Annotated in this window: 6 protein-coding genes; 2 read left to right on the top strand and 4 right to left on the bottom strand. The window is 66.3% G+C overall.

The features are described 5' to 3' along the window. Nucleotides 1-272 precede the first annotated feature (272 nt). Nucleotides 273-3,080, top strand: a complete 2,808-nt coding sequence (locus F1609_RS24805) for an EAL domain-containing protein (RefSeq protein WP_167079324.1) — start codon at nt 273-275, stop codon at nt 3,078-3,080. Here the strand turns inward: F1609_RS24805 and F1609_RS24800 are convergent. Both F1609_RS24800 and F1609_RS24795 read right to left on the bottom strand, forming a co-directional pair. Beyond that, complete coding sequence (locus F1609_RS24800; RefSeq protein ID WP_167079323.1) at nt 3,073-4,191, bottom strand: AI-2E family transporter; 1,119 nt, start codon at nt 4,189-4,191, stop codon at nt 3,073-3,075. The two genes, F1609_RS24805 and F1609_RS24800, sit on opposite strands and share 8 nt — an antisense overlap. Next, complete coding sequence (locus F1609_RS24795; protein ID WP_126074778.1) at nt 4,188-4,670, bottom strand: cyclic nucleotide-binding domain-containing protein; 483 nt, start codon at nt 4,668-4,670, stop codon at nt 4,188-4,190. Before F1609_RS24795 ends, F1609_RS24800 begins: the two co-directional genes overlap by 4 nt. A gap of 367 nt (nt 4,671-5,037) precedes the next feature. On the opposite strand from F1609_RS24795, the gene F1609_RS35265 reads away from it, so the two are divergent. Next, nucleotides 5,038-6,081: a GGDEF domain-containing protein gene (locus F1609_RS35265; RefSeq protein ID WP_370661670.1), complete on the top strand. Its 1,044-nt coding sequence runs from the start codon at nt 5,038-5,040 to the stop codon at nt 6,079-6,081. Nucleotides 6,082-6,088: 7 nt separating this feature from the next. On the opposite strand, the gene F1609_RS24785 is transcribed toward F1609_RS35265, so the two are convergent. Together F1609_RS24785 and F1609_RS24780 are read right to left on the bottom strand one after the other, a co-directional pair. Further along, nucleotides 6,089-6,724, bottom strand: a complete 636-nt coding sequence (locus F1609_RS24785; protein WP_167079322.1) for an ABC transporter ATP-binding protein — start codon at nt 6,722-6,724, stop codon at nt 6,089-6,091. Continuing rightward, nucleotides 6,715-7,800, bottom strand: coding sequence for a hypothetical protein (locus F1609_RS24780; RefSeq protein ID WP_167079321.1), 1,086 nt, complete (start codon nt 7,798-7,800; stop codon nt 6,715-6,717). The genes F1609_RS24785 and F1609_RS24780 overlap by 10 nt, the downstream gene beginning before the upstream one ends. Nucleotides 7,801-7,874 lie beyond the last annotated feature (74 nt).

The following is a 7,874-nucleotide window of genomic DNA, read 5'->3' as shown; positions in this document are numbered from 1 at the left end:
GGAGGATGGACCGGCTATGCCAGCGAAGCAAAACCGGGACCGATCACCATGCTGCATGGGCTACAGCGCTTCGACAGCATGGTGCACGGCTGGAAACTTGCAAAAATGTGGGCATAGCATAGCGCCTTCGCGGGGACGACGCTGCACCGCTTTTGCAACACCACTTGTTGTGCCACGCACACACTTCGCATTTTCCACTGTCACTATCGCGAAGGTCAGTACAATCGTATCCATACGTTGCTTTAGTGCACACCTGACCGTGTGACCGACTGATGATCCGACTCTCCCTGGCCCGCCGCGCGCCGACGGCTTTCGCCCTGGCGCTCGCCCTGTGCGTCGGCACGCCCGCGCATGCCGCTGAGAAGGTCACGCTCCAGCTCAAGCACACTCACCAGTTCCAGTTCGCCGGCTATTACGCCGCCCTCGAAAAAGGCTATTACCGCGACGCCGGCCTCGACGTGGTGATCGCCGAAGGCACCGACGGCAACGAACCCGAACGCAACGTCAGCGCCGGCAAGGCCGAGTTCGGCGTCGGCAGCAGCAGCCTGCTGCTGGCGCGCCTGGCCGGCAAACCCCTGGTGGTGCTGGGCGTGGTGTTCCAGCATTCCCCCTACGTGCTGCTGGTGCGAAAAGGCAGTACGCAGCCCGATATCCGCGACCTCAAGGGCAAGCGCGTGATGATCGGCTCGCTGACCGACGAACTCACCCAGGCCGACGAACTGATCGCCTACCTGAACAAGGAAGGCGTTTCCCTCAAGAGCCTGGTGCGCGTCGAGCACAGCTTCAATCCGGACGACCTGGTCAAGGGAAAGGTCGACGCCTACTCGGCCTACATCACCAACGAGCCCGATTACCTGGACCGGCTCAGCTTCGCCTACGACGTGCACAGCCCGCGCGAGGCCGGCATCGATTTCTACGGCGACAACCTGTTCACCAACGAGCGCCAGATCGCCGCCCACCCGGAGCGGGTGCGCGCCTTCCGCGCGGCCAGCATGAAGGGCTGGGCCTATGCCATGGCGAACCAGGAAGAAATCGCCGACCTGATCCTGTCCAAATACTCCCGTCGCCACGACCGCCGGCACCTGCTGTTCGAGGCGCGCCAGATGGAGCCGCTGGTGCAGCCGATCCTGGTCGAAATCGGCTACATGAACCCGGACCGCTGGCGTCACATCGCCGATATCTACGCCGACCTGGGCATGCTTCCACGCGGCGCGGCCTTCGACGGCTTCATGTACAGCAGCGACCCGGCGGCCAGTTCCCTGACCTGGCTGTACCGCTCGCTGCTGGCGGCCGGCCTGTTGCTGGTCGGCGGGGCCATCGTGCACGTGTCGCTGCTGGCGCGCGAACGGCGCCGCGCCGAAGAAAGCATCCGTCAGGGCGAACTGCGTTTTCGCACCATGTTCGAAGAAGCGCCGATGGGCATCGCCCTGATCGATTCGGCCAGCGGCCAGTTCAAGGACATCAACCCGCGCTTCGCCCAGATCACCGGGCGCTCGTCGGAAGAACTCAAGCGCGGCCGCTGCGACGATATCACCCACCCCGACGACGTGGCCGGCGAAGCGGCGCGCATGGCGCAGCTGGGCGCCGGCGCCATCGCCAGCTTCAAGAGCGCGCGCCGCCTGCTGCGTCCCGACGGCAGCGTGGTCTGGGTCGACATGTCGATCGCCGCCATCGATGCCCAGGCAGATGCGAGCGCGCACCACCTGTGCATGATCGAAGACGTGACCGAGAAAAAAACCTCGGAAGCGCTGATCTGGCAGCAAGCCAATTTCGACCCGCTCACGCGCCTGCCCAACCGGCGCATGTTCCACGACCGCCTCGAACACGACATCCTGCGCTGCCGGCGCGACGGCACGCGCGTGGCGATCCTGTTCATCGATCTCGATCAGTTCAAGGAAGTCAACGACACGCTCGGCCACCAGCAGGGCGACGTGCTGCTGATTGACGCCGCGCGCCGCATCAGCGCCTGCGTGCGCGATTCGGATACGGTGGCGCGACTGGGCGGCGACGAGTTCACCGTGATCCTGCCGCAGCTGGGTGAGACCGGCAGCGTGGGCGCGATCGCGCAAAAGATCCTCGACGTGCTGCAGGCGCCGTTCGCGCTCGGCCAGGAGCAGGCCTATATTTCGGCCAGCGTCGGCATCACCCTGTATCCGGACGACGCGCGCGACATCGACGACCTGCTCAAGCATGCCGACCAGGCCATGTACGCGGCCAAGAACGCGGGCCGCAACCGCTTCAGCTACTTCACGCCGGCGCTGCAGGTGGCGGCGATCAACCGCATGCGCATGACCAACGACTTGCGCAGCGCCCTCAAGGGCGGCCAGTTCCGCGTGTACTTCCAGCCGATCGTGCATCTGCGCACCGGCAAGATCCACAAGGCCGAAGCGCTGATCCGCTGGGAGCATCCGCAGCGCGGGCTGGTGAGCCCCCTGGAATTCATTCCGCTGGCCGAGTCGAGCGGGCTGATTATCGATATCGGGGAGTGGGTGTTCAAGGAATCGGCGCGCTGGGCCAGCCGCTGGCGGCGCGAGCACCATCCCGAGTTCCAGGTCAGCGTGAACCAGTCGCCGCTCGAATTCCAGCGCGAAGGCAAGGGCTACGAAGGCTGGCTGGCGCACCTGCGCGAACTCGGTTTGTCGGGCCAGGCGGTGGTGGTGGAGATTACCGAAGGCTTGCTGCTCGACGCCAGCAGCGGCGTGACCGACAAGCTGCTGCAACTGCGCGACGCCGGCATCCAGGTGGCGCTGGACGATTTCGGCACCGGTTATTCGTCGCTGTCGTACCTGAAAAAATTCGACATCGACTACCTGAAGATCGACCGCTCCTTCACGCGCAACCTGGCGCCCGAATCGAGCGACATGGCGCTGTCGGAAGCGATCATCGTCATGGCCCACAAGCTGGGCCTGCGCGTGATCGCCGAAGGGGTGGAGACGCATGAACAGCGCGACCTGCTGCTGGCGGCCGGCTGCGACTACGGCCAGGGCTACCTGTTCGCGCGCCCGCTGCCGGCCGAGCAATTCGACGCCTTGCTGGTGGCCCAGTCGCGCGCGCCGGCCGCCGCTACCGAGCCTACTTAGCCAGCCCCACGCTGGCCTGCCTGACCCGCAGCGCCATGGCGTTGCGGTGACGCGCGCGCAGGCGCGCATTGGTCACCAGGCAGCCGAGCGTTTCGCCCACCACCATTACCACGCCGAGGATCGGCAGCACCAGCATCAGCCCGGCGACGCCGGCCAGCGAGCCGCCCACGAAGATCATCAGCACCGTCATGAGCGGATGGATCTGCAGGCTGCGCCCGAGGGTGAGCGGCATGAAGATGAAGTCGTCGAGCAGGCGCACCGCCACGAACACGCCGATGGCGCCGTAGCCGATCACCGGATTACTCGGGGCGTCGGTCGCGGCCACCACCACCACTAAAATACAACCGACCACGGAGCCGACGAAGGGCACCCAGGCCAGGATCGCCGAGATCAGCGCCAGCGCCAGCGGCGAGGATACGCCGATCAGCCACAGCCCGAGCGCCAGCATGATGGTGTCGATCACGGTCAGCTTGATCAGGCCCTGGAAATAGCGGCGCGCGGTCTGGTCGACTTCGTGCAGCAGGAACAGGGTCTTTTCGAAAAACGCATTCGGCACCGCGCGCGCCAGGAAGCGCTTGAAGCTGGCGCCGTCGCGCAGGAAGAAGAAGGTCAGGAAGGGCGCCAGCAGCAGCGATGGCAGCCAGCCGGCGATCGCCACCAGCAGCCCGGCCAGGTGCTGCTGCGCGAAGTTGTCGGTGAAGGACTTGAAGCGCCGGTTCACCACGCGCGTGAGCTTCATCTGTTCGAGCACCGGGAATTTTTGCTCGAGCAGCTGCATGGTGTTGCGCACGAAGGTCACGCCGCCTTCCAGGTAATGCCCGAGCAGCGCCTGCCACGATTCTTCCGGCACGGCTACGTACGAAAACACCAGCACCAGCACCAGCGAGATGGCTGCCACGAAGCCACCGCCGACGGTCAGCGCCGCCAGGTCCTGGCCGACGCCGGCGCGGATCAGGCGCTGCATCGGGGCGAGCAGGATGTAGTAAAGGACGGTGCCGAAGATGAACGGAATGGCCAGCCACAGCATGTGCTCGAGCAGGATCAGGAGCAGGCAGGTAACGGCGATGATGCCGCACCAGACCACGGGCCCGGCGCGCTCGCGCGACGTCATAAGGCTTCCACCTGCGGGCTGCCGCCCATCCAGTCGCGCAGGCGCTGGCCGACCAGGCGCGCCAGGGTCAGCGAAATTTTATAGCCGATCACGGCGTCGGTTTCCATCAAGCCCAGGAAATCGGCGCGGAAGAACACCGCCAGCTCGCAGTTTTCCATCGCGCGCGCCTGCGCGGTGCGCGGCGAATCGTCCAGCAGCGCCATGTCGCCGAACACGCTGCCCGGACCGAGTTCGGACACCACCATGAAAGCGCTGCCCTGGGCGCGGCTGATGGCCACCTTGCCCGATGTGACCAGGTACAGGGCCTGGCCTTCCTCGCCCTGGTCGAACACGATTTCGTCGAGCAGGTAGCGGCGCTCGTGCATCAGGCCATCGACAATTTTCAGCTCGAGCGGGGTCAGTGAATTGAACAGGACCGAACTCTTGAGGCGGTGCAGGCGGGGCGACAGCGGCGGCGATTTCAAAAAACCAAAGATCAAAGTAACTCCAGAGGGGGAATTTCACGCACGAGCTCGATTATGCGCCATGCAACTGCCGTGTGCGGCACGTCGGCACGTTTAGCATAATTTTGCCACAGTAAGTACGAAGTCGATAAGTCGTGTATTATGATGCCGCAAGGTAACACTCATTAACATTTAATTATTCAACCTGCATCCCGGCGCCCGGCCAATTGCCTGCGTCGTGGAGCGGCCGTGTTTTATCCACTAGGAATGCGCAGTGATCGATATCAAGACCTTCATGTTGGTACTGGCCGTGGGCAATATTGCCTTCGCCATGCTGATGGCGGGTTATGCGCGTTCCGGCGCTGTCAATCCGGCCATGCGCATGTGAAAATGGGCCAAGCTGGTGCAGGGCATCGCCAGTCTGCTGGCCTACCTCCAGAGCGCCGGCGTGCCGCTGTGGATGAGCGTTGCCACGGCCTCGGTGCTGGTGCTGGGCATCACGCTCGAAGCGGCCGCGTACTGCGCGTTTTTCGGCTACCAGCGCTGGCGCCGCATGCTCTATCCGCTGACCGCGCTGTGCCTGCTGCTGTATTACGCAGCGCCGCTGGCCGGCGCCAGCGCGCGCGACATGGGCGTGATGCTGTCGCTGATGATCGCCCTGTTCAGCGGCGCCATGGCGGCCGCGCTGCTGCGTCCCGGGCGCCCGGCGTCGGCCCTGCAGCGCATCATCGGCGTGAACAACCTGGTGTTCGCGACAGCGATGGCGCTGCGCGCCTGCTTCAGCCACACCAGCCTGGGCGTGGTCAGCGGTGCGCCGGGCGTGGTGCAAAGCGTCGCCTACCTCGCCGGCTACCTCCTGATGATCGTGAACGGCTTCGGCTTTCTGCTGCTGTGCAAGGAGAAGGATGACCGCGCCATGGCGCTGCTGGCGACCATCGACAGCCTCACGGGGCTGGTCAACCGGCGCGCGTTTTTCGAGCGCACCGACAGCGCGCGCCTGCTCGCCGCGCGCCTGCGCAGCCCGGTGTCGCTGATGATGCTCGACCTGGATCACTTCAAGAGCCTGAACGACCGCTTCGGCCACGCCTCCGGCGACCAGGCGCTGTGCGTGTTCAGCGCCACGGCGCAGGCCAGCCTGCGCGAGCATGACATCATGGGCCGGCTCGGCGGTGAGGAATTCGCGCTGGTGATGCCGGGGACCGGCCTGGCGGGCGCCTTGCATGCCGCCGAACGCCTGCGCCTGGCGGTGCAGGGCGCGCGCCTGCCCGGCCTGGAAGATGCGTATGCGATGACGGTCAGTATCGGCGTGGTGGCGGTCGAGCCGGGCGAGCATATCAACGCCGCGCTGGCGCGCGCCGATCACGCGCTGTACGCGGCCAAGAGCGCGGGACGCAACCGCGTCGAGGCGGGGCAGGCGGTGGGGCAGGTGGCCAGGCAGTGCGCGTAAGCTGGCGTCAGCGATCCAGGTCCAGCATGCGCCTGACCGTCACCAGCGGCTCCAGGTGACTGGTCAGCAGCACGCACACATCCCGTCTTGCCCCCAGTTTCTCCAGCTGCCCGCGCAGGTATTCCACGGCGGCCGCATCGAGCCCGTTGAATGGCTCGTCGAGCAGCAGCAAACGCACCGGCAGCGCCAGGGCCAGCGACAACTGCACCTTCTTGTGCTGCCCCAGCGACAGGGTCGACAGCGCCTGCCCCAGGGTTCCGGTTACCCCGAAAGCCTCGAGCTGGCGTTCGACCAGGCGCGCCTCGGCGTCCGGATACAGCGCCAGGTGCAGGTAGAGCAATTCCTGCACCGTCAGCCATGGTAAATCGGGCAGGTCGCCGCCGCAGTAAAACGCCGCCAGCCGGTAGGCCAGCGGCTGCGCCGCGCAATCGACGCCGCCTAACGCGATCGAGCCGCGATTGGGCGTGAGCGCGCCGGCCGCCAGCTTGAGCAAGGTGGTCTTACCCATGCCGTTGGCGCCGCGCAGCCAGGTGATGCCGGCGTCGATGTCCGCCTCAAAATCGACGAACACCGGGCGCGTATCGAAATGAAAATGCAAGCCCCGGATATGCAGCACCGGACCGTCCTTCTGTTCTACTGCCATAGTTCGCTCCCCACCGCCGTCAATACCAGAATCTGCACTACCACCAGGCCCACCCGCGCGCGCGGCGTAAAGCGCGGAATTGCCACCAGCAGCACCTGCGCCACGCATCCCAGGACCAGATACGCGCGCCCGGCCGGACGCGCCCACAGACCATGCACCAGGCCACCGCCGAACACGATCGCCAGCACCAGCAGCGCGGGCAGCAGCGCAAACGCGCGCGCCGCCAGTTGCACTGAACGCGCGTGCAGCGGCCAGGCCGCCATGACAGGGCGCAGCGCGGCAATCTGCTCGCGCACGGCCTTGTCGCCCCGGTCGGTGAGCAGCACCATCAGCGCGCTGGTGACCAGCGCCAGCACCGCGCGCGCGACGCCGGGCGGCGCCTGCATCCATGGCAGCGCCGCGCCCACGGCCGCCGCCAGCATCAGGCTTTGCTGGCGCCCCACCATGTTCTCGTTGCGCCAGAAGGGCAGCCAGAACAGGCGATGCCACAGCATCAGCACGCGCCAGCGCCATTGATGCGCCGCATAGCGCACCGGCGGCGGCGCCAGGCGGCGCTGCCAGCGCGCACTGGCCGGGGCGCGGCGCATGCGCAGCGACAGCATGGCGATGGTGCAGGCGTAGGTGAGCAGCAGCGAGAACAGCGTGCCAAGCACGCCGCGCACGGGCAGCAGCCAGTCGGGCCGCTGGACCACCCAGACCGTCGCCGAGACCGCGTACAGCAGCGCCAGCGGCCCGACCATCATGGCCGCCACCAGCGCATCGGCCGCCAGTCGGGTGGACGGCGGCACCGGCAGGCGGCGCAGCCAGTACACCACGTCGAGCGGCAGCACGCGCTTGCGCAGCAGGAGCGCCGGCAGCGCCATCGCCAGGCCGTGCGCGGTGAGCAGGCCGATGGCGTGCAGGGGTGCTTGCGAGGCGGCGTACATGGGGGGCAGGGCGACCAGCGCGAACAGGCCGATGACCACCTGGGCGAACACCAGCAGCATGATCTCGGCCGAGCTTTTCAGGCTGGCGCCAAAGCGCCGGAACGCGTGGATGGCGAGGCGGCGGCGAAACGTGACGTAGGCGTGGGCCAAGGCGGTTCCGGGGACAGAGAGACAAAACAAAAAGGGGAATAGAAAAAGGGCCCGACGAATCGGGCCCTTTCTTG

It is taken from the genome of Massilia aquatica, assembly GCF_011682045.1.
In the GTDB taxonomy this organism is placed as follows: domain Bacteria; phylum Pseudomonadota; class Gammaproteobacteria; order Burkholderiales; family Burkholderiaceae_D; genus Telluria_A; species Telluria_A aquatica.
This window is presented reverse-complemented; position numbering and strand designations above follow the sequence as displayed.